The organism is Glycomyces harbinensis (assembly GCF_900101745.1).
Lineage (GTDB): Bacteria > Actinomycetota > Actinomycetes > Mycobacteriales > Micromonosporaceae > Glycomyces > Glycomyces harbinensis.
Genome location: NZ_FNAD01000007.1, coordinates 313,501 through 333,835 on the forward strand (window position 1 = coordinate 313,501; position 20,335 = coordinate 333,835).

Genomic DNA, 20,335 nt, shown 5'->3' on the forward strand with positions numbered 1-20,335 from the left:
TCGCCGAGCCTCATGCGTGGACATCGCTGCAGTTCAGGACTGCCTCGAGAGCCCGAAATCGCGAGAATCGCGGTTCCGGAGGTCGGACCTGACCCGCTTTGCGGCGGCGTCAATATTCCGTCAAGACTCTTGAGATTTCTCAGTTTTCAGTATTTACTGAATTCATTGACATTTCGAAGCGGTCCGATCCGCGCCAAGAGGAGAACCCCCATGAGCGGTGAACGCACCGCCCGTCACGACTACGCCGATGAGATCGGCGTGTACTTCGCCGACTTCGGCCTGCCCCCGATCCCCGGTCGCATCCTCGGCTGGCTCATGGTGTGCGAACCGCCGCACCAGTCACCCGAGCAGCTCGCCGAGGCACTGGACATCAGCCGCGGCTCGGTGAGCATGGCGATGCGGATGCTCCAGAGCAACAACGCCGTCGAGCGCGTCGCCGTGGCCGGTTCGCGTGCCACGCATTGGCGACTGCGCCCGGGCTTCTGGCTCGAGGAGGCCGCCGCGAAGGCCAAGCAGGCGCGCGAATGGATCAAGAAGGCCGACCGCGGCCTCGACCTCCTCGCCGAAGCGCCCTCCGAATCGCGACGGCGCCTCGAAGAGGCCAAGGAGATGTACACCTTCCTGGCCGACCAGTACGAACGCATCGAATCCCTCTGGCACGAGCAGCGAAAGCAGTGACGACTATGACCCCGGTCATCGACATCGAGGACCTGACCTTCACCTACCCCAAGGCCGCCGAACCGGCCGTCCGCGGCATCGGCTTCACCGTCGACGCCGGCGAGGTCTTCGGCTTCCTCGGCCCCTCCGGCGCCGGCAAGTCCACCACGCAGAAGATCCTCACCGGACTGCTGACGGGCCACGGCGGCTCGGTCGCGGTGTGGGGCAAGGACCCCGCCGCCTGGAAGTCCGAGTACTACGAGCGCATCGGCGTGTCCTTCGAGCTGCCCAACCACTACCTCAAGCTCACCGGTCTGGAAAACCTCCAGTTCTTCGCCTCGCTTTACCAGGGCCCCACCGAGAACCCGATGGAACTGCTGGAGAGGGTCGGGCTCGCCGACGCGGCCCACACCCGCGTCGCCAAGTACTCCAAGGGCATGCAGATGCGCCTGGTCTTCATCCGCGCCCTCCTGCACCGCCCGCAGCTGCTGTTCCTCGACGAACCGACCTCCGGCATGGACCCGGCCAACGCCCGCATCGTCAAGGACATCGTGGGCGAACTGCGCGCCGAGGGCCGCACCGTCTTCCTCACCACCCACGACATGACCACCGCCGACCAGCTGTGCGACCGGGTCGCCTTCGTCGTCGACGGGCGCATCACCGCCCTGGCCTCTCCCACCGAGCACAAGCTCTCCCGCTCCCGGCGCACGGTCACGGTCACGTACCGGGCCGAGCAGTCCGATCAGCTGTCCACCAAGGACTTCCCACTCGACGGACTCGGCGAGGACGAGGCGTTCCGCTCGCTCCTGCGCGAGGCCGCCGTCGAGTCCGTCCACAGCCAGGAGGCCGACCTGGAGGACGTCTTCATCGACGTCACCGGGAGGAAGCTGTCATGACCGGCGTTCTCGTCCAAGCCCTGCGACTCGAACTGCGCCTCCAATGGCGGTACGGGTTCCTCTACGCGGCGGCGTTCTCCGCGCTGCTCTGGGAAGTCGTCGTCTACCTCATTCCCGCCCAGCTCAAGGCCGCCTCGATGACCTACATCATCTTCGGCGACCTGGCACTGGTCGGGTTCTTCTTCATCGCCGGGGCGGTGTTCTTCGAACGCGGCGAACGCACGCTCTTCGCGCTCCTGGTCTCCCCCTTGCGCTTTGGCGACTACTACACCGCGAAACTCACCGCACTCGCCGCGCTGAGCCTGCTCTTGTCGCTGGTCATCGCGCTCTCGGGTGTCGGACTCGACTTCGAGCCGCTCTCGTTCACGGCCGGAGTGGTGCTGTGCGCGCTGCTGTTCCTGACGTGCAGTTTCATCTCGGCGACGCCGTTCACCTCGATCAGCGAGTGGATCATCCCCTCCACCGGCGTGCTCGCGGTCCTCAACGTCCCGCTCATCAATTACTCGGGCCTGTGGGAGCACCCGATCACTTACCTGGTGCCGACCCAGGGAGTGCTCCTGTTGATGGGCCACTCGTTCGGCCAGGTCGAGCTGGCCGCGTGGCAGTGGGTCTACGCTCTGGCCTATCCGGTCGCCGCGCTCGCCGCGCTCGGCCTCCTCTCCCGCAGGATGTTCGATCGGCACATCGCCGCCAGCGAAGGAGGCGAGTGACATGCCCGGCGCCATCGCGGCGTTCGGCCGCAACGACCTGCGCAACATCCGCCGCGACAGCCTGCTCGCCGGGATCGTCTTCGGCCCGTTCATCTACGCGGCCACGATGTGGCTGCTGCCCGTGTTCACCCGATACCTCGACCGCGACCACGGCTTCGACCTGGTGCCCTACCACGGACTCATCCTCAGCGCCTTCATCGTGGTCGGACCGATCGCCGTACTGGGCGCCGTCTGCGGGATGCTGCTCATGGACGACAAGGACCAGCGGACCCTCGCAGCGCTGCGGGTGACGCCCGCACCGCCGACGGGCTACCCGCTGTACCGCGCGGCGACCACCGTCGCCGCCACCGCGGTCTCGCTCATGGCCGCGATGGCGCTGACCGGGCAGGTCCCCGCCGAGATCATTGCCGCCTCCGTCCCAATTACCGTCCTATGCGGACTCAACGCCGCGATGGTCGGCTTCGGCCTGGCAGCCCTGGCCCGCAACAAGGTCGAGGGCCTGGCGATCGTCCGTGCGATCGGCATGCTGCTGTTCGGACTCCCCATGGTGCCGTTCTTCTTCGACCACCCGGCGATGCTCGGCTTCGGACTCATCCCCACCTACTGGCCCGCCAAGGCCTTTTGGGAGGTCTGGGACGGCGGCAACCCGTGGCCCTACCTCGCGGCCGGAACGGCCTACGCCGGCGCGATCGGCTGGTGGCTGCTCAAACGACTCGCCTCGCAGAAAGCCTGAGCCCCTGCAGAAAGGCCCACCCATGATCACGGCGACGGCACTCGACGGCACCAGTGTGCGCGCCCACGACGAAGGACAGGGCCCGGCGATCCTGCTCCTCCACGGCGGCATGGACGACGGCGCGTCCTGGAAACTCGTCACCCGTCGCCTCAGCCCGCGGTTCAGAACGCTGCGCCTGCACCGCCGGCAGTACCGGCTGGACCTCACGGCCGGCGGCAGATGCACGATGGCAGAAGAAGTCGAACACGTGCGCGCTCTCGTGAAACTCGTCGGCGAGCCGACGCTGATCGTCGGACACTCGTCCGGCGCGGTGCTGGCGCTGGAGACACTGGCGGCGATGCCTGAGGCGTTCGCCGGCGCGGTGCTGTACGAGCCGCCCTGCGTGATCGGACCGCCGCTCGGCGGAAAGGCGCTGGCCAGGGCGCAGGCCGCTATGGACGCCGCGAAGCCGGGCAGGGCGCTGGCGATCTTCATGCGCGATATCGTGCAGGCCCCGGCGTCGGCCGCCTGGATGTCGGCGGCCGCGATTCCGCTGTTTCCTCGAATGCGTCGCCTTGCCCAGCACCAACTCGACGACTGCGCGACCATCGACGAAGTCGGCCTGCGGCTGGACGTGTACGCGCGTATCGACCTGCCCGTCGTCCTGCTCGGCGGTGAACGAAGCCCTGCACATCTGGGCGAACGACTGGACGCACTGGAACGCGTCATGCCGAACACCGAACGGGTGCGACTGCGCCGCCAGGGTCACGCCGCGACCAGTCTCGCACCGGCCAAAGTCGCCGAGGTCATCGCCACGCTTGGCGACAAGCTGCGAAAGCCGCCGCAATAGTTCCTGGACGAGAACCCGCTGTGGGGCTGTACGAGGAACCTCCGCGTTCTTTCATCGGATCGTAAGGATCTCGGCGTGCGTTCACCGTGCCCGACAGGCAGGATGGAAGGGCGAACCCCCTGTCGAATGGAGTACTGCGATGAAGCGCACCGTCATCGGAGCGGTGGCCGTCGCGGCCGTGCTCACACTGGGCGCCTGCAGTGCAGGAGCGCCCGACGGCGCCGTGGACGAGACCACCTCCTCGGGCGAAACCACCACCGCCCCGAACGAGCCGACGGCCGAAACCGAACCGGATGCCGCCGTCCCGGAACTGCTGGGCTTCACCGCCACCGACATCGACGGTGACGCCTTCGAGGGCGCGTCGCTGGCCGGTTCGCCCGCGGTGCTGTGGTTCTGGCAGGAGGACTGCCCGATCTGCCAGAGCCAGGGGCCGGATGTGGCGGCGCTGATCGCCGATCACGGGGACCGGGTCGCCGTCGTCGGCATCGCCGGGACCGGCCTGTACCGCACGAGCACCGACGAGCAGCGTCAAGCATTCGTCGAGGACACGGGCACGGGCGATGCCACACATTTGCAGAGCCCCGATGGGGAGCTGTGGACCCGGTTCGGTGTGACCTCCCAGAGCACCTACGTGCTCCTGGACTCATCGGGTGAGATCGTCGACAGCGGCTCGTTCTCGGGCGGTGAACTGGACGAGAAGGTCGCCGAACTGAGCTGAACGCTCATCCGCCGAACACCGACCGCACGATCTCCTCGAGGGAGCGCTGCACCGTCCGCGCCCCTTCGACCACCGGGTCGGACGGGTCGCCGCCGCCGAGGACCCGCATGTCCCACCACCCGTAGTACGCCACGTAGAGTCCGGCGACGAGCAGCAGGGCGCCGACGACTCGCGTGACCTTCGGGTACTGCCGCTTCATCCAGGCCACCATGCCTTGGCGCGCCAAAGCGATGGCGAGCGAGACGGCGCCGACGACCAGCGCCATGCCGAGCGCGTAGGTCAGGAACACCAGGGTCCCGCCGAGCACTGAGGCCGAGCGGAACGTCTGCGCCATGACCGCCAGGAACGGGGCCACGGTGCACGACAGCGACGCGAGCGCGTACAGGAGCCCGAACACGGTCATCGATCCGAACGAGCGCCGCACCTCGCGGCCGCCGATGCGCGGCAGGAACGACGGCAGCTCGCGGCCGAGCAGTAGCCACATCCCGACTGCGGCGACCGACACGCCGACACCCACGGTGACCCACGGCAGTACCGCTGCCAGGTTCACCGCGACGAACGAGATGACGAGCCCGAACGCGCCGAAGACCGCCACGAATCCGGTCGTCACCGCGAGCGAGAACAGGCCGGCCCGGGCCAGGGCCTGCCGCCGCGTGACCACTTCCCCGGCTTCGCCGCTGATGAGGAAGCCGGCGTACACCGGCAGGAGCGCGAAACCGCACGGGTTGACCGCGGCGACCGCGCCCGCGATGAGCGCGAACGCGAGAGGGAGTTCGACCATGCGGGAATTGTCCCGCGCCCGCGGCCCCGGGCCCGCGAATCCTTCTTACAGTCCGCTGAACTCTCGAGTGTCTCTCGCCGCTTTCCGCTCAACCGGAGGGATCGTGGACCGCTCGCCATCCGAACCTGACGACTGGAGTCATCCCACGTACTCCGAATCCGGCTCCATCGAACCTCGAAGGCCACGCACCGAACGCACCGACGGCCTTGTGGCATGGGGACCGTGAAGCCTCCTCCATGAACGACTCCGGAGCTAGGGAGCAGCGCTACTGCGAGGGGCGCGTCGACCGCTGGCCAACCCACGGCAACGGCGAATCCGGCGGCAACGACCACACCGTCAGCCGGGCCGTGCGAACTGTTGGCCGGACTCGTCGGGGTTCCTTCTTGGGCGCCAGCGCACTAGAGACGTTGTGTGTCAGGCAGGTCGAGGATGCCGATGCCGTCGAGTACGGCGGCGGCGAGGGCGGCCAGGAGAAGCGCGGCGAGGAGCGCTCCGGTGATGCGGCCGATGGGATGTCCGAGGTTGACCGTCCACTGTGATCCACCGACGCGTTGGTGGACGAGTACGGCGGGGTCGTCGCGGTTGGCGTAGACGAGGCCGCCGAGGTGCCAGTGGCGGTCGGTGTCGCGCGGATGAAGACCTGGAAAGTGCTGCGAGACTGCCGCCTCCGCGGCGACGGCGTCGCGGTGGCGATGTTCGGAATCGCCCGGCTTCACAACCTCGCACGCACCGCCTGAACGACACCGAGTTCGCCAGAACACCACTGTTATTGGCAACGCTCGGAACAATAACGGGACAGCCTTTAGGAGGAGGTCGACAACTTTCGCATCCTCGTTGTCGGGACTATTGAAAAACACAAAGTCGTGGCGATATCGGCTGCTCGCGAAGCCACTTGAGCGTGAAGCAGATTATGCAGCCATGGCAAGGTTTTCAAGCAGGCCGAGTACCTCGGTCCAATCACTTTTTCCTGGCTCTGCCCCCCAAGGGGGGGACGCCCATAGTGGGATGAACACTCCAGCTCCCGCTAGAAGGGATCCTGCTATGCCCAGGAGATGGCTGTACGGCGTCAGTAGCGGGATATCCTTGGCCGGGCCTGCCAGCCAAGTTGCAAAGGCAACCGCTCCGGCGGCGCTCAACGACACGTGGAGCCATCTTCGCCGGAGTCTGCGACGTTGTTTTCGCGAGATCCCGATGCTTCAATCATGCCAGAAGCTACCCCGTTCCATGGGCCCAAGGGTGGTGCGACGGTCGGTGAGCCCTTTTGTGAGGGCTCGATGCTCGCGTAGGTGCGGTCATCACAAGTGCGACACTGTGTCCTGTGAACCGTATTCGCCTGGTGTGGAGATGGGCGCTCGCCCCGGTGGCGGTCCTCGCCGGGTACGCCGGTGTCGCACTCGCGGTCAGGAGCAGCGGCATTCGCGGTCAACGGATCGCGGAATGGTTGCAGCGCAACGCGGTAGTGCGCATCAACCGCCATGCTTCGTTGTTCCCGGAACTGTTGTCGAACCTCGGCATAACCTATGAGGAGCTGTCGCGCCGAGGTTTCCCGGAGCTGCTGACACCGGCCATCGCCGCTCACGCGACCGCGGAGCGGTGCATGCCGTCCGGGGATCCCCAGCGTACGACCGTCCTCAGCAATCTCGGGTCCGCTCTGCTTGAGCGCTTCGAACGCTCCGGGAGTGACCGCGATTTCAAGGCGGCCACATCGGCATTGGAGCGGGCATGGTTCGGTTGCACCGAGGGTCATCCGGATCGAGCGGTCATCGCCACGAACCTCGCCGCTGCGGCGGCACTGCATCCCCAGGCGCACAACGACCTCGGTGCCGCCCGCGAGTGCGTGCGCTGGTGCACCCTCGCCGTCGAGGAGCTGGGATCCGATGATCGATCCGATGTGATCGTTCAGGTCACGTGGGGCAAGGCGCTGCTGAACATCGCCGAACTGACAGGTCGGTCCGCGGACTTGAAAGCCGCGGTCGACCGGCTCGACACCGCCGTGAGTGTCGCAGAAGCGGCTGGTCACGAGGTGTCGCATGCGCGTGCCGCCTTTGCTAGCGCGCTGCGGCGCACCGGCCGGATCGACGACCTCGACCGATCGATCGCACAACTGCGGCTCGCATTGGAGGCGACACCGCTCACGCACGTCCACTACCGTCGAGACCGAACCGCGAGTTTGGCGGTCGCGCTTGCCGAGCAGTTCCAGCGCACGCATGAGGGCGACGATATCGATACGGCGATCTCCTTGCTCGAATCGCTCGCAGCAGGCGAGGCCGAGACGAGGCAGGAAGTGCGCCACCGCGCGAATCTCTCCGTCGCTCTCATGGAGCGAGCGGACTCCGCCGCCGCCAAGCACGGCGACCTGGATCGCGCCATCGCACTACTCGCCGAACTCACTGCTGGCGACCTGGATCCGTCCATGGCGCCCTGGCTTTGGGGCGCCTACGCCGACGGGCTGGTCGACCGCGGCGACGAGACCGAGCAGCGGAACGACTTCGCAACCGCGAGGGACGCGGCGGCTGCGGCGGTTCGGTTCGCACCGCACGACAGCCCCGCGAAGGCCCGCCTCCTGGGCACCGCGGGAGAAGTCGTCCTGGCCGAGTTCCGCGGATCCGGACGGGCCGAGGCATTGGACGACGCCGCCACCTTCTTCGCGCGATCACTCGACGTCCCTTCGGCTGGTCCGAGAACCCGTATTCGCTCCGCGCTGCTGCTGGCGCATTGCGCCGCGATCGCATCGGACTGGGAGCGGTCGATCGCGGCGTACGACAGCGGCCAGCGGCTGATCCCACTGCTGCTCACTCCCGATTTGCCGCCGTTGGACGGCATGCACTTGGTCAAAGAGCTCGCCGAGGCGAGCCAGGACGCCATGGCCGCGAGCATCAACCTGGGGCGCGTCGACGAAGGCCTGGTTCGCTTCCACCTGTGGCGGGGTCTCCTGCTGGGGCGGGAGCGCCGCCACCGTGAGCAGTGGACGCGCCTGGAGGACAAACGGCCGGACCTCGTCGGGCGCCTGCGGGTGATCGCGGAGCGACTCGAAGCGACCGAAGCGGATCCTTTGGCCCGCAGGGGTTCATTGTGAACTCCGACCTTCGAGCGCAAATCGCCGAACTGCAGGTGCGCTTGCAGCGCTACCTGGCCGACGATGATGCGTCCGGCCTGCTGGCCCCCGACACGCTGACGCTCCTCGGTGCTATCGACGCACCGCTTCGCGGACGCGAGATCCTAGCTCCGCCAACACTCATCGCCCTGCTGGGGAAGTCCCGCTTCGCACGCTTTCAGGTGCTCCCCGAACCGGAAGGCATGCGCGAACTGGAACAGGCCGTCCTCTGGTTCAGCAGGCTGCGGCGCCTCCGCCCCGACCTGGTCCCGGCGGGGATCGCGGCGCTCTTCGACAATGGCCAGTTCATCCCCGGTGATCCCGAGTTCGCCGATCCGGAGTTCCTCACCGACGAGCAGATGAACACCGCCATCGGCGAACTCGAGGAATTGGCTGCCGGCGGGGAACAGCGCACGCGCTGGCTGGTCGCACTTGCCGCCTATCTCGTCGCCAGGTACGAGCGCGGTGGCCGCGATGTTGATCTCGACGATGCCGTGCGGGCCGGCCGCGCGGTCCTCGCGGATCCGCACGCCTCCGTCCAAGAAGTACAGGCGGGTGGCGCCAATCTCGCTGCGGCCCTGTTGAGCAGGTACCAGCGGTGGACTGATCGCGCCGCGCTCGACGAAGCGGTCGGGCTCTATGCCGCGTCCGCCGCCGATCGAGGATCGGCCGCCGACCATGCCAACGCCGCCATGGCGCACCTGACCCGCTTCGAGGCCCTCGCTGAACCTCCCGACCTCGACCGCGCCGAGCGCCACGGCCGTTCGGCGGTCGTATCGACCTCCGCGGGCGACCCTTCGCTGCCGGCGCGGCTCTCGAACCTCTCGATGGTGTATCGAGCCCGGTACGAGGTGAGCGCCGACGCGGACGCACTCAGGGAGGCGGTGGACCTCGCCGAGCAGGCGCTGGAACACGGCGAAGCCGGCCTGCCCGAACGGGCCCGGCGCCAGAGCAACCTGTGCGTCGTCCTCGCGACACGGTTCGACGTCACCCGCGACCGATCCGACCTCGACCGTGCCGTCGAGTTCGGCCGGCTCTCGCTGGAGCCGGGACTCGCCGACGGAGCCCAGAGCCGGGTCTCCAATCTCATGCTGGCGCTCCAGACGCGAGGCGGTCGCTACGGTCAGGTCGCCGATCTTCAGGAGGCGCTGCGGCTCGGCAGGGAGATGGCCGACCGTCTGCCGCACGGCCATGCCGACCGGCTCGATCTCCTGAGCAATGCCGCCGGTGCGGCGATGACCTGGTTCGACTGGACCGGCGACTTGGACGCGATCGACGCCGCGGTTGCGCTGGGCAGGGAAACGGTCGGCGACGCGACGCCCGCCGCCCGCCCGTGGTTGCTCCACACCAATCTCTCCATGCACCTGCTCGCGCGCTTTGAAGCGTATGAGCAGCCCGAAGACCTGGACGCAGCCGTGCACCACGCCGAAGTCGGCGCGGCGGACGTGAGCGGTCCGTCCGCCTCCTTCGCGACCGCCTACTCGAACCTGGCCTTGTGCAGTCGAACCCGCTTCGAACGGACCGCCGTCGCCGACGACCTCGCCGTCGCCATGGCGGCCGCACGCCGCGCGGTCGCGGAGGCCTCATCGGAAGACGGCGACCTCGCCGGATTCGAGACCAACCTCGCCCTCAGCCTCTGGGTCGCGGGCGAATATCAGGAAGCTCTGGCGAACGCACGAACCGCATACGATCGCTCGCTCAAGACCGGCGGTGCCGCGAACGCGGCCTATACCGCCAACTTCGCTCGCATGCTCGACAATCTCAACAGTGAGCCTGACCGGGCGCTCCGCCTCTGGGAGCAGGTCGCGGCGAATCGGTCCAGCCCGGTTCCGCTGCGCATCGAAGCCGGCGTGGCGGTTGCGCAGGCGCATCCCCCAGGGTCGGGCGAGCGGGCGGCCGCCTACAGGACGGCCGCCGAACTGCTTCCCGAAGCGGCATGGCACGGCATCGGTCCGCAAAGCCGCCTGCGACGGCTGAAGGCCTGGCAGGGCCTCGCACGCGATGCGAGCGCCGCGCAACTGGCCTCGCACGGGCCCGAGACTGCACTTGCCCTGCTCGACGGCACGCTGTCGCAGATGTGGGCCCGCGAAGTGCGACTGTCGGCCGAACAGGCGCGGTTGCACGCGGTACGTGCCGATCTCGCCCTCAGGTTTGAGGAGCTGCGGCGGGCGCGCGCCCGCTGAGGCACCGGCTCAACGCGGGGGAGGGCATGAGGTCACCGGTCGCAGCCGCGCCACCTCGTCGAGGTCGATGGTGACCTTCTGCCCGTTCGACTCGAGCGCGAGCACTCCATTGTCGATGTGTACCGGTTTACCACACCAGGTTCCCCCTGAGTCCTCGGACACCTCGAGGAAGGGGCCCCGGGCCGCGGGTCCGTACCAGGAGATCGCGACGCCCACCATCAGTGCCGCCACCGCGACGCAGGCGCTCACGAGTCCTTTGCGGAGGTTCCTCATCGTCGTATCGGACAGCTCCCGGTCAGTGGTCGCAGGCGGCACCGACTTCAAGGGCCCGTACGCGGCCTGGAAGAGGTAGTACGCGGTGACCGCGGAGAGCACGACGGTGAAAGCGAGCACGGCGCCGACGGCGATCGCCCAGGCCGGCGCGAGGGCCGAGATGTCCGACCGCCCTTTGACCAGGCTGAATGCTAGCCCGACTACCAGAACTGCACCGACGCCTTTCGCCCAGCTGGCGGCCCTGGTCCGGGACAGGAGCAGTTCCTCGGCCGTCGTCCGCCGACGCCGCTCGTTGTCGGCGACGACCTGCTCGATCGGACGTTCACCGCCCTGTTCCGGGTTCAATGCACGATGTCCCAGACAGCGCCGCACCCGGCCGAGCCGGCGGGACGGTTCTTGTGGTCGAGCCCGCAATCGCACACCACACCTATAGGTTGCGGTGCTGTGGCCTTCTTTCGGGCCCCGAACCCCGAGAGATACTGGCCCTCGTAGTTCATGACCTTGAAGCTGCCGTTGCAGCGGCGGCAGATCACGGTGTACTCGATGCCGCCAGCGACCTTGGCCTGCGGCATCGAGCCGGCCGAGACGTCGGCCAGCCTGGTCAGCGAGTACTTCACGGTTTGGTGCTGCGGGGGCGGGCTCATCGCTGCTCCGTTCACGGTCAGATCAAGGGCCGATATGGATGAAGGGGGCCCACCGGTGCAGTTCCTCTCCGCTGCGCCGCAGGTCGTTTACGGCGGTGGCGAGCGCCCGGGCGGACTCGTCAGGAAGAAAGCGCCCCGTGGCCGCCAGTTCGGTGTACACGGACGAGAATACTGATGCGGCCGCGTCCTCGGCCACGATCCACAGCCCGCCGACCACATGGCGGAACCCGCTGTAGTGCAGCGCGGCGGCGAGTGTGATCGACTCGTCCAAGAGCTCCGTGCCGCCCACGGCGGTCTTGCACGCCGCGAGGCCGGCGAACTCGCCGCGAAGTGCGAGTTCGGCGAGGTCGAAGACCCGGATGACGTCGTCGTCGAGCTGAAAGCCCCCTTGCGCGGGATCTTGCAGGTTCTGGTCGGCGTGGCAGTGGAAGTGGACGTAGCGGGCTTCGGATAGCCCAGCGAGGGTTGCTTCTCTGGTGCTGCAATCGATGAGGTCGGTCCTGTCAAGCCCGGCCAAGGGACCCTCTCCCAGCGCCGCACCCTCGGGCATCGTCGATGCCAGGAGGAAGCGGTCGCGTGCGGCCGCGCGGTCGACGTCGCGAGAGCGGGCCTCGACGAGTCCCCGGAGGGTGGGCGTGTACGAGGAGACGACCATGTCGGCGAGCCAGTCGTCGCCGCGACCGGCGGCATGGATCGGGAGCAGGGCGAGTGGCCCTGTGGGACACCACCACACGCGCGGCGACTCGGCACTGACCTCCGGTATCGGAAGGTATGGCAGGACCGGCGCGACGACCGCGTCCCAGAGCCACTCGCAGGTCTCCCCGAGTGCCGTCTCGACCATGACCGCGGCCGTCCCGCGCGCTCGCCCCGCGGACTGGAGATCGAGAATGGACTTGTGGTCGCCCTCCCGACGCGCGGATTTCGCAGTCTCCCACTTCTGCACCGCCGTCTCGAGTACTTCGAGAGCATGAAGATGGCCGACAAGCCGATCGTGGGCGTCCTCGAGACTGAGACCCGGCAGCGGCACGGTGGCGACCCCGGCGGAGGTCACGATCAAGGCGTCGCAACGCCATCGACTCACGTTCACGACGATGACGGGGCCCTCTGCCGAAGCAGGGAGCAGCGCCTCGTAAGACGGCGGGCGAAGAAAATCCTCGAACCCGGGAACACCTTGAATCTCGTCCAGCAGTTCGTCCCATTCGCGCGCGAGAGCGAGGCGCTGGTCAGGAGACAGCATGCCCGGGCCGAGTTCGAAATCCGTCATAGCCCCGCTCGTCCTACATGGTTCGATGTCGCACCGATATTGCAGTGTGACAGAGCGAAACCGGCCACGTCAATCGCTACGGCCGGGCCGACGGCGGGAGCGGTCGCCCCCATCGCGGCAGCCGCAGGAATGCGGCGGGGTCGGCAAAGTCGTCGGTGGCCGGCAGCGCGCGGATCTGCGCGAGGAGCGCATCGAAGCGCCGACCTGCGGAGATCCGGGCTTGGCGGGACCGCTCAGCCTCAAACGGGCCGGTGAAGTCGGCGAGTTCGGGAGAGGGAGTGTCCAGGACCGTCCTGCAGCGCTCCAACTCGGAGGCGAGATCGGGCCTGGACGTCCTGAGTCCTGCCAGGTCGGCGCGCAGGTCCTGCAATTGACCCCAGAGCACTCCGCGAGCCAGCTCGAGCAACCCGGTCGCCAGCTCGAAATCGCCGACGGCGACGGCACATGCGGCGGCGTCGCGGCCCAAAGCACCAGCGTGGCGTTGCAGGAGATGCTGCCGGTCGGCGCGGTCCAGACCCCGAAGCATGAGCATGGGAAGGACGTCCATGGACCGCCGGTACAACGGCAGCGCCTCCTGGAAGCCTTCGGCGAGCATCTGGGAGGATGATCGCTGGTCAGCGGCCTCCGAAGCCCGCCGTCGTGCGCGCAGGACGCTCGCTTCAGCAGCATGCCGAGAAGCGAACATCTGTACTTCGCTCCCGACACCGGGAATGTCGGGTATCCGCTGCCACGATCGGACGGCGGTGTCGAGGTCGGTGAGGTCGCCGAGCCGCTCGAACCGCGCCTGCAGCGCCAGGCCCCAATTCCATAGCCGTACGGCCTGATCGGGATGGTCGTCCGCCGCTGTCACCGCATCCCCGCAGGCGTTCACCGCCGCTTCGAGGTCCGCGAGGTCGCCGGTCATGTTGGACTGTTCCAACAGCATCGATCCCAGACTCGATAGCCGCAAGGGACGGGCGGGCGAGTCTTCCGGAGTGGCGGCCGTGCCCGCCTTCCCGTATTCGATGGCGCCCTGCAGCACCGCCGGGTCGTCGAAGCGGTAGGCCCAGGTGAACAGGACATGCGCCGCGGTCATCCAGACCATCGCCCGGTCGGCGTGATCGGCGGGGAGGGCCGCCATCGCCGCTTTGACGGTCGCGAGTGCGTCTGCCAAGTCTGTCGCCGCCGCGGTCCGGTCGGAGCGGGTGCGCAACGTCTGGGCCAGGTTGGCCAGCAGTCTGATTCGGTCGGGGTGGTCTTGTGGACACGAATCGAGGGCGTCTCGTCCGGCGTCGACGGCGGCGTCCAAATCCGCGAGGTCGCCGGTGCCTTCGTACCGTTTGCGCCAGGCCAGCGCGAGGTTCGCCGATCGGCCCACACGGGCCGGATGATCCTGAGGGGTCGCGACCACGGCGGCGCGGGTCGATTCGATGGCATCGTCGAGTTCCGTGATGGAGCCGGTGTGATTGGACCGCAATCGCAGCGAATATCCCAACGAGGTCAGGCACGCGGCACGGCCGGGATGTCCCTCAGGGAGGGCGGCCACAGCGGTGCGTCCGGCATCGATGGCCGCGTCGAGATCGGACAGATCGCCGATGCGTTCGTACCGAGACTGTAGGACGGCGCCGAGATGCCCTATCCAGTAAGCGCGGTTGGGATGGTCGGAGGGCGAGGCCTGCAGAGCTTCTCGGCTGACCCTGAGCGCCTCTTCGAGGTCGGTGAGGTCACCGATCCGTTCGAACCGGCACCACAGGGCGGTGCTGAGGCTCGAGAGGACGGCGGCGCGGTCGGGGTGCCTTTCGGGAAGCGCGGTCACGGCGGTGCGTCCGGCGACGACGGCCGCATCCAGATCCTGGAGGCGACCGGTCCGCTCGAATCGCCCCCGCAGCATCGACCCCAGCGCCGAGAGCGTTTCGGGACGGCCAGGTGCGTCCGGTGCGAGCTGGTCCAGGGCCGCGCTCAGTGATCCGATCGCGGCGTCCAGGTCGGCGAGGTCGCCAGTCCGCTGGAATCGTGACCCGAGGGCCGATCCGAGCGTTGAACGGATAGCGAAGATGTCAGTGACCTGTTCGTGCGTGTGCGCCAGGGCCGCGTTCGCCGCTGCGATCGCCGTCTCCAGGTCCGCGGAGTCGCCTGTCCGCTCGAACCGCCGAGCTGAGGCGGCCGCGAGGTTCAAGAGCATTACCGCACGGTGCTCATGGTCGGCCGGGCTGGCGGCGGACGCGGCCCGCACCATTTCGATGGCGGCGTCGAGATCGGCCAAGTCACCGGTCCGGCCGAACCGATCGGTCAGCACGGCGGCCAGATTCGATTGAAAGTCTGCGTGCTGCGGTGCGTCGGGACTCGTTCCCGCGACGGCGGCACGCATCGCCGCGGCCGCCCCGTCCAGATCCGCGAGGTCACCGGTTTGCTCGAATCGCACTTTGAGGACTGCGCCGAAGTTCGATGCGATCACGGGACGATCAGGGTGGTCGTCGGCCACTAGGTTCATCGCCGCGGATCCAGCGTCGACTGCGAGTACAAGGTCGCCGGGGGCCCCGGCCGACTGAAAGCGACTGCTTGCCGCCGTGGAGAACAGCGACAGCCATCGCGCGCGATGGCGATGGTCGAGCGGAGTGCTGGTCAACGCGGCGCCCAGCATCGCCAGCACCCAGTCCAGAAGCACCTGATCCAGACGGTCGATCGCGGACGGCAGCAACCGCGCCGCCGCGTAGGCCAGGGGCTCGGGGTCGACCGACGTGCCTCTTGCCGTCGCCTCGACGAAGAACCTGAGCGCGTCGACAGGCACGATGTCGGCCCGAACGCCGAGCAGGGGCATGAAGAGGCTCAAGGCGGCCCAGGCGTCCTCGTCTCCCTCTTGCTCGGGCAAGGACACGTGCCGCGCCCATCGCAGTCGCGCTGCCCGGGCCGCCGTCGCCACCGGGACGCCGCGTTCGCCCTGAGTCGCTTCCCGAAGCAGCGCAGTGGTTTCGGCCAACGCCTGAGAATCGAGGACCTGAGACGGATCACCGTCTTCGTAGGCCCGGATCCGAGCATCGATCGAGGCTGACAGTTCGGCGATCCGCATCCCACCAGCCCTTCTGCGCGACAGTGACCGCCTCTAGTTTAAGGAAGTTGCCGTGTTGCCGTCAGCCCGAGATGTTTCTGAGCGGACGCACCGCAAGGCCCCGAAAACTGGCCGGTATCGATACGTTCCGTCCACCATGTTCGATGACCCGGCCTTGGAACATGGGGCCAATATAGATGATATGGGAAGAGCCAATCTAAGCTTGTCCTTTAACTTGTGGATGGTTTGGTGACCTTCAGTGGCTTCTTGCGCTGAGTCAGGTTTCTGTCGCGTTTCGTGGTTTTGCCGGGGTCATAGACAGGTGCGCGTCGGGTGTTGCGGCGGCCTTTAGGTCGGCCGGGTCCTGGCCGGGATGGTTTCGGAGCACGGGCCGGGCAGTCCAGGTCCAGGCGGAGGTTTGCAAACCCGCGGCGCACTCGTGCGGGAGTGAGTTTCCCGAGCTCGGCAGGTGCCTCCCAAAGCAGGCGCAGATCGGCAACGAGGGTGCGGGCGATCCTGAGCTGCGTGAAGGCAGCGATGACCAACCAGGTCCAGAGGTCGGCTTGTGCGGGCGTGCGCGGCCTGGAGGTGGTACATCCGAGGGTCTGCTTGAGGAACCTGAAGGTGTGCTCGATATCGAAGCGGCGCAGCCACCCCGTCCAGATCCCGTCCAACTCGGTTTCGGACAGGCCGGCGGCCGAGGTCCAGAGCCATACCGGTTTCGGACTGCCGTCGTGCGGGAGATGGTCGACGGTGAGGCGTGTCAGGGTGCCATCGAGGACCGGCAGCTGGGCGCCGGCATCGATCCAGGCGGACCGTTGGGTCAGACGAGGATGCAGCCGATCCCATGACTTGGCCTCCAACCTGCCATAACGAGCATTGTTACAGGCAGTGATGCGCGTTGGCGTTTCCCAGCTGTCTGGTTCGGACAGTCGGTGCGCGGTCCCGTGCTTCGGTGCCCGTCCACCCCGCCCGCCTGCCGTTACCTGATGTTTCGGGCGGGCATAGAACACCCGGTCCGACCGCACTCTCGCGGTCACGGTGACCGGTAGGTCCCGCAGGCACCATGCCAGGCGGGCCGCGTTGTATCCTGCGTCGGCGACGACCAGGATCGGCTCGTCACCGATGGCATGCTGCCCGGCGGCGATCAACCGCTCGACGACACTGCGGACCTGTCCCGCGGTCACCGCTTGCACATCGTCGTCAGGGCCGATCCGGGCCGCGTCCAGGATCTGCGTCCACGACGACGCGCCCGATTCCAGCGCGGCCACCATCGAATAGGGCCATCCCGGAATGAACTGGTCGGCCGATCTGCCGCGTCCGTAGACATGGCAGAACAGCCGGTCGGGGCTGCGGTTCGCGTCCGGGCACAGCCAGTTGGTGACGTCCACCGCCAGTACGATCCTGCCGCCAACGCGCCCGATCGTTTGGCCCGCGAGCAGGTCCCGGAGATGGTTGGTGTCGACCTGGCCAGCTCCGAGCGCGTCATAGAGCGCACCGTGTCCGCGCCGGAACACCCCGGACAGCGACAAGGCCGGGAGCGAGGTAACCGGGCCGCTCTGGCACAGTAGTGCCTCGGCCGGATCGAACAGTATGTCCGCTCGAGCGGTCAGGCACTGATAGAAGCCAGCGCGGAACGCCGTCAGTGCCCCGACGCCCGCAGCGGCGCCTGGTTCAGGGAGAACAGACAAACGAAGCCCTTGCTATATGGATGTTCTTGCGTCGCAACAAGAATTATCAAGCAGGGGCTTCACTCGTGTTCACGCGGGGCATTCTGACCAGCACCGCAGCCAAGTTCCTGAAGGGTTCGGTTGGTAGCTGATGCCCAGGATCGGGGGTTTCGGTCGGGTTTCTCAGGGATGGCCTGGTGGCCTTGTATCTACGTCACGGCCACTGGTCAGCGCTCGCCTCGATGAGATCGATGGCGGTCTGGTAGTGGTCAGAACCGCAGGCGACCCATTTACGGGCGAGATCGGCGGCGGTCCTCCCATCGATCGCCTCGTCGCGGACGCCGTGGGCTACTAGTCCGGAACTGTGAAGTTGGGGTTCGGGGTGTCATTCCGGTTGGGCGGCAGTGATGTAGGCGAGTTCGGGGTGGTTGAAGAGGCGCTTGACGGTCTCGGGGAGCTTCTGGAGGCTGCGCAGGGCGCCGAGCACGACTCGTTTCAGATCGTGTTCGTTCCTGATGACGGCTTTCCCGATGCGTCCGTTCTTGACGGTGCTCCAAACCAGTTCGTCGGGGTTGAGCTGAGGCGAATAGGGCGGCAGGTAGAACAAGCACAAGCGGCCCTCGGTCAATGCCTCGAACGCTTTCACGATCTTGGCGTGATGGACACGGGCGTTGTCGACGATGAGGAACACCGGCCGGTCGGCAGTCGACAGCAACCGTTTGCAGAAGTCGACGACCGCGACCGCGTCGAAGGAGCCCGAATGCAGACGGAACCGCAGCTGCCCTCGCCGCGAGATCGCCGAGACCATCATGATCGTCTTGCGGCCCCCGACCGGGCCCGCAGCGGTCACGACCGGCGTCTGCCCTTTCCGGCCCCAGGTGGTCCCGGCATGGAACCCCAGCTGAACGGCGGACTCATCGCCGAAGAAGATCTCGGCGCCCGCATCTTGGGCCCGGGCGGCGATGGCCGGGAAGGTCTCAGTCCGCCATTGCTCGACCAAGGCGGGATCGGCCCGGTCCGAGCGATACCGCGGCCGTTGCGGGGTAAACCCGAGATCGGTGAGGATCCGACCGATCCACTTGGGCGAGAACACAACCCCGAACCGCTCCTTCACCACCGCCGCGGCGATCTCGCGAGTCCACAACAGCGAATCGAACCCGTGCTCCTCGGGCGTGGTCGACTCGATGATCGAGGCCAGCTCGGCGCGCATCGAGGAGTCCATCGCGCTCTTGCGCTCGGGTCGTTTGTCGTCCAGCCCCGCAGGCCAGCCCTCACGGGCCCACCGCGCCCAGTTGTAGACCGAGTTCGACGAGACCCCCAGCGCCCCGGTGATGAACGCGGCCGTAAACCCGCTCGCCTTCATCTCCAGGGCCCTGGCCCGAAGCTCCGCACTCGCGTGCGGCTTTCCGTTTGCCATGCAAGCATTCTCGCACCACTACCCGGAACCCAACTTCACAGTTCCTGACTAGTAGCCTGGGTCTGCTCGATGGCCTCCCGGTCAGACGGTTTGGGCTACATTCTGCACGCCCGTATCTCCGACAAATTCGTCAAGGTCACAGTCCCCGGATCGTCCCAGGCCACGCGATCAGACACTTCAACCTCACCGCCGTTAATCTGGTCGTCTCAGGATTCCACTCCTGCTTCGGAGTGTAACGATTTGAAGCACTGAAGATCGCCTTCGTGCCAGATGATTTCACCTTAGCCCCCAAGACTCTCCATCTGCCTCGGAGGCCTCTGTGGCTAGTGGACACGGGAACCCTGCCTTCGCCCAGCCATGAAATACTCCTTGTACTTCCTGGCGACTGAGCTGGAGGGGAGCCACGCAGTCGCCATGTGATCACGTAAATCGGGTGGGAGCTAGGCGATGTCGGCAACAGGCAAAACGCTCGCTGGTCTGTGTGGAGTGGCAGGGGTTCCGCTCGCCGGATTGGTTGCATGGAACCAGCTGGCAGAACCTTGGATCGCTGGGCTGTTGCTCGTGCTCTACGAGTGTGTCGTTTTTATGGCCGCGACCGCAGCCTCTGCCACCCAAGATGTCGTCCGCCGGCGTATCGAGCAGTTGGCGAACTTCCTTGACCTCGCCCTCGGACGGAAAATGTCGCGGTACACGCGCGTTTATCTTAAATGGGTGGCGGAGCGGAACAGCTACATCAATACCAAAGACCTCACCCATACCCCTGGCTATCTCCCCGAGCTCGATGGCATCTATGTCGATGTAGGGCTAGTGCTGGGATCGGAGTCATCGAGAGTTGGCGGATTGCTCCCCTATGAGCCCATCGATCGCTCTGGGAGACAATCGATTGGGGTATTCGTCAACAATCCGCAGCGAAGTGTATGCGCGATCATCGGTGCGCCGGGAAGCGGCAAGAGCACCCTGCTACGGCATACAGCGCTTCATATAGCGCGCCGAGGCAAGAGACAATGTCGTCGAATTCCTGTCGTGGTATTGCTTCGCGACCATGCCCTGTCCATCGCTTCCGAAAACAATACTACGTTGGCGCAACTAATTCGAAACAGCGTAGGGGAACTGGACATTAAGGAACCTGCCGGATGGTGGGAAGAACAGCTCAGGCAAGGCAACTGTGTGGTCATGCTCGACGGACTCGACGAGGTCGCCCGTAGGAAGGACCGCGTGGCCGTCTCCTGGTGGATCGAGGACCAGATCTCCAAGCACTCCCGAAACGACTTTGTGGTCAGCTCTCGCCCGCAGGGTTACTGGACTGCAAAAATCCCGCAAGCAACGGTACTTCAGATGCTCCCTCTTAGAACTGGTTTCAAGTTCGTTGGCGATCGGACTGGTTGTCCGGTGCAGGGTTTCGGGTTTGCTCGTTGAACGGGCATGGCGAAGCCTTGGGAGA

General features: G+C 66.7%; 17 protein-coding genes and 1 pseudogene. 11 read left to right on the forward strand and 7 right to left on the reverse strand.

All coding sequences use genetic code 11. The annotated features are described in order from the left end of the window. The first annotated feature begins 210 nt into the window (after nt 1-210). The 6 genes from BLQ63_RS14225 to BLQ63_RS14250 all read left to right on the forward strand — a co-directional run bounded on the left by BLQ63_RS14225 (nt 211) and on the right by BLQ63_RS14250 (nt 4,543). The gene (locus BLQ63_RS14225) at nt 211-678 is read left to right on the forward strand and encodes a GbsR/MarR family transcriptional regulator (protein ID WP_091035855.1); all 468 of its coding nucleotides are present in this window, start codon (nt 211-213) and stop codon (nt 676-678) included. A gap of 5 nt (nt 679-683) precedes the next feature. Then, on the forward strand, nt 684-1,553 hold the full coding sequence (locus BLQ63_RS14230; RefSeq protein WP_091035860.1) for an ABC transporter ATP-binding protein: 870 nt from the start codon (nt 684-686) through the stop codon (nt 1,551-1,553). Further along, nucleotides 1,550-2,263, forward strand: a complete 714-nt coding sequence (locus BLQ63_RS14235; protein WP_091035865.1) for a fluoroquinolone export ABC transporter permease subunit — start codon at nt 1,550-1,552, stop codon at nt 2,261-2,263. The genes BLQ63_RS14230 and BLQ63_RS14235 overlap by 4 nt, the downstream gene beginning before the upstream one ends. A gap of 1 nt (nt 2,264) precedes the next feature. After that, entirely contained in the window at nt 2,265-2,996 is a 732-nt protein-coding gene (locus tag BLQ63_RS14240; RefSeq protein ID WP_091035869.1) for a hypothetical protein, read from the forward strand. Nucleotides 2,997-3,018: 22 nt separating this feature from the next. Then, nucleotides 3,019-3,825: an alpha/beta fold hydrolase gene (locus tag BLQ63_RS14245; protein WP_091035874.1), complete on the forward strand. Its 807-nt coding sequence runs from the start codon at nt 3,019-3,021 to the stop codon at nt 3,823-3,825. A 139-nt stretch (nt 3,826-3,964) separates the two neighbouring features. Further along, nucleotides 3,965-4,543, forward strand: coding sequence for a redoxin domain-containing protein (locus BLQ63_RS14250; protein WP_091035878.1), 579 nt, complete (start codon nt 3,965-3,967; stop codon nt 4,541-4,543). 4 nt (nt 4,544-4,547) lie between these two features. On the opposite strand, the gene BLQ63_RS14255 is transcribed toward BLQ63_RS14250, so the two are convergent. Beyond that, complete coding sequence (locus tag BLQ63_RS14255) at nt 4,548-5,324, reverse strand: cytochrome c biogenesis CcdA family protein (RefSeq protein WP_091035883.1); 777 nt, start codon at nt 5,322-5,324, stop codon at nt 4,548-4,550. 236 nt (nt 5,325-5,560) lie between these two features. On the opposite strand from BLQ63_RS14255, the gene BLQ63_RS14260 reads away from it, so the two are divergent. From BLQ63_RS14260 to BLQ63_RS14275, 4 genes and pseudogenes are all read left to right on the forward strand, one after another. Next, complete coding sequence (locus tag BLQ63_RS14260; RefSeq protein ID WP_143014898.1) at nt 5,561-5,863, forward strand: hypothetical protein; 303 nt, start codon at nt 5,561-5,563, stop codon at nt 5,861-5,863. A gap of 87 nt (nt 5,864-5,950) precedes the next feature. Beyond that, nucleotides 5,951-6,061: pseudogene (locus BLQ63_RS27855) on the forward strand (IS5/IS1182 family transposase); the annotation flags it as partial. A gap of 581 nt (nt 6,062-6,642) precedes the next feature. After that, entirely contained in the window at nt 6,643-8,400 is a 1,758-nt protein-coding gene (locus BLQ63_RS14270) for a coiled-coil domain-containing protein (RefSeq protein WP_143014899.1), read from the forward strand. Next, a complete protein-coding gene (locus BLQ63_RS14275; RefSeq protein ID WP_091035897.1) occupies nt 8,397-10,601 on the forward strand; it encodes a hypothetical protein in 2,205 nt (734 codons plus the stop codon). The genes BLQ63_RS14270 and BLQ63_RS14275 overlap by 4 nt, the downstream gene beginning before the upstream one ends. A gap of 9 nt (nt 10,602-10,610) precedes the next feature. Here BLQ63_RS14275 and BLQ63_RS14280 read toward each other — a convergent pair whose 3' ends face one another. The 6 genes from BLQ63_RS14280 to BLQ63_RS14305 form a co-directional block, all read right to left on the reverse strand. Further along, the gene (locus BLQ63_RS14280) at nt 10,611-11,219 is read right to left on the reverse strand and encodes a hypothetical protein (protein WP_091035900.1); all 609 of its coding nucleotides are present in this window, start codon (nt 11,217-11,219) and stop codon (nt 10,611-10,613) included. Further along, complete coding sequence (locus tag BLQ63_RS14285; RefSeq protein WP_143014900.1) at nt 11,216-11,491, reverse strand: hypothetical protein; 276 nt, start codon at nt 11,489-11,491, stop codon at nt 11,216-11,218. Before BLQ63_RS14285 ends, BLQ63_RS14280 begins: the two co-directional genes overlap by 4 nt. 49 nt (nt 11,492-11,540) lie before the next feature. Further along, nucleotides 11,541-12,782 carry a CHAT domain-containing protein gene (locus BLQ63_RS14290; RefSeq protein WP_091035908.1) on the reverse strand — a complete coding sequence of 414 codons (1,242 nt, stop codon included), beginning with the start codon at nt 12,780-12,782 and terminating at the stop codon, nt 11,541-11,543. 76 nt (nt 12,783-12,858) lie between these two features. Continuing rightward, on the reverse strand, nt 12,859-15,828 hold the full coding sequence (locus BLQ63_RS14295; RefSeq protein ID WP_091035912.1) for a tetratricopeptide repeat protein: 2,970 nt from the start codon (nt 15,826-15,828) through the stop codon (nt 12,859-12,861). Nucleotides 15,829-16,037: 209 nt separating this feature from the next. Next, nucleotides 16,038-17,498 (reverse strand): NF041680 family putative transposase, encoded by a 1,461-nt coding sequence (locus BLQ63_RS14300; protein ID WP_091035915.1) that lies wholly within the window; start codon nt 17,496-17,498, stop codon nt 16,038-16,040. Between the two features lie 364 nt (nt 17,499-17,862). Beyond that, complete coding sequence (locus BLQ63_RS14305; protein ID WP_091035921.1) at nt 17,863-18,894, reverse strand: IS630 family transposase; 1,032 nt, start codon at nt 18,892-18,894, stop codon at nt 17,863-17,865. 447 nt (nt 18,895-19,341) lie between these two features. Between BLQ63_RS14305 and BLQ63_RS14310 the strand changes: the two genes are divergently transcribed. Further along, a complete protein-coding gene (locus BLQ63_RS14310; RefSeq protein ID WP_091035925.1) occupies nt 19,342-20,310 on the forward strand; it encodes an NACHT domain-containing protein in 969 nt (322 codons plus the stop codon). Nucleotides 20,311-20,335 lie beyond the last annotated feature (25 nt).